The organism is Moorena sp. SIO3I6, from assembly GCF_010672095.1.
In genome coordinates this window covers 1-1,364 of sequence record NZ_JAAHHU010001382.1, presented here as the reverse complement: position 1 = coordinate 1,364, position 1,364 = coordinate 1, and the positions used below count along the sequence as shown (strand labels likewise).

The following is a 1,364-nucleotide window of genomic DNA, read 5'->3' as shown; positions in this document are numbered from 1 at the left end:
TCTATCGTATTCGCCGCAAATTGACACTGGACGCTAATCCCTTTTTACAAGATCACATCATTGGCGGTTATCCAGTATTGCCAGCTACTTGTGCCGTAGGATGGATTATTAATGCCTGTGAACAACTGTATCCCGGTTACAAATTCTTCAGTTACACAAATTTCAAGGTCTTGAAAGGGATTATTTTCAATAATAATCTGGCAAGTGAATATGTTCTGGATCTCAAAGAAATTGCTAAGACCAATGACGGTTCAATAGAATTTGAAGGAAAAATATGGAGTAAAAAAGAAGAAAGTAAAATTCCTTATCATGAGCATTATCGGGCTCAGATTAAGCTGGTCAGAGAAATCAAGAGTGCTCCCACTTATGAGAGCGTTAACGTTGAGGAAGATGTTGAAATTCCTGAACAGATTAAATCACCATTATATCAAGCTGGAAAATGCACCTTATTTCATGGCCCTTCCTTTTGGGGGGTGAAACGGGTCTTGAATCTGACTGCTAAAAAAATTACAGCAGCCTGTCGTTGGTCATCTATTAGTGACCGACAACAAGGGCAGTTTACAATTCAAACTTTCAATCCCTACATCGCTGATCTTCAGACACACGCTAATGGAATTTTAATTTATGCGTTTTATCAAGAGGAATTGTTACCTTCCCAATCGGAAAAATTTGAACAATTTGCCATGATCCCACCGGGAGAAACGTTTTATGTATCTACGGAGCTCAAATCTAAAGTAAATAAAAATGTCATTGTTGATATGATAGCCCATAATCGTGAAGGACAAATTTATTCCCGTTGGCTTGGCTGGAAAGGAACTATTTTTCCTTTATGGTAAAAGTTTTTTTTATCAAAGCAATTAATATTATACCGGAACTACATTTTTTTAAAGCTGATTATTAAAAGCTGTAAAAGCTGTAAAAGCTGTAAAAGCTATATTTTGTGATCAAAAATCTATGGATAAAATAGCAATAATTGGATTGTCTTGCCTCTTCCCTGATGCCAAAACTCCAGAAGAATTCTGGCATAATCTGATTAGCAAAAAAGATTCTACTTCCGAATTAAATAAGGATGACATAGGAGTTGAACCGGCATTTTTTTTTAATCCATTAAAAAATAAACCGGATAAAACCTACTCCTTAATGGGAGGATATATCCGAGATTTTCAGTTTGATGTCACTGGATACAACTTGCCTTCAGAACTTCTTGAAGGGTTAGATCCTCTCTTCCAACGGTGGCTCTATGTTGCCAAACAAGCATTGCAACACAGCAATTATTTGAACAATGATAGGGTGCTCTCAAAGTGTGGTGTAATTTTCGGTAATGTTTCAAGCATTACTGAACTCTCGAATCAACTATTTGGATC

The 1,364-nt window shown here is 36.5% G+C and carries 2 protein-coding genes; both read left to right on the top strand.

What is annotated here, in order from left to right:
• On the top strand, positions 1 to 836 hold an 836-nt coding region (locus tag F6K49_RS49525; RefSeq protein WP_293110130.1), incomplete at its 5' end, for a polyketide synthase dehydratase domain-containing protein.
• Between the two features lie 118 nt (positions 837 to 954).
• On the top strand, positions 955 to 1,364 hold a 410-nt coding region (locus F6K49_RS49520; protein WP_293110127.1), incomplete at its 3' end, for a beta-ketoacyl synthase N-terminal-like domain-containing protein.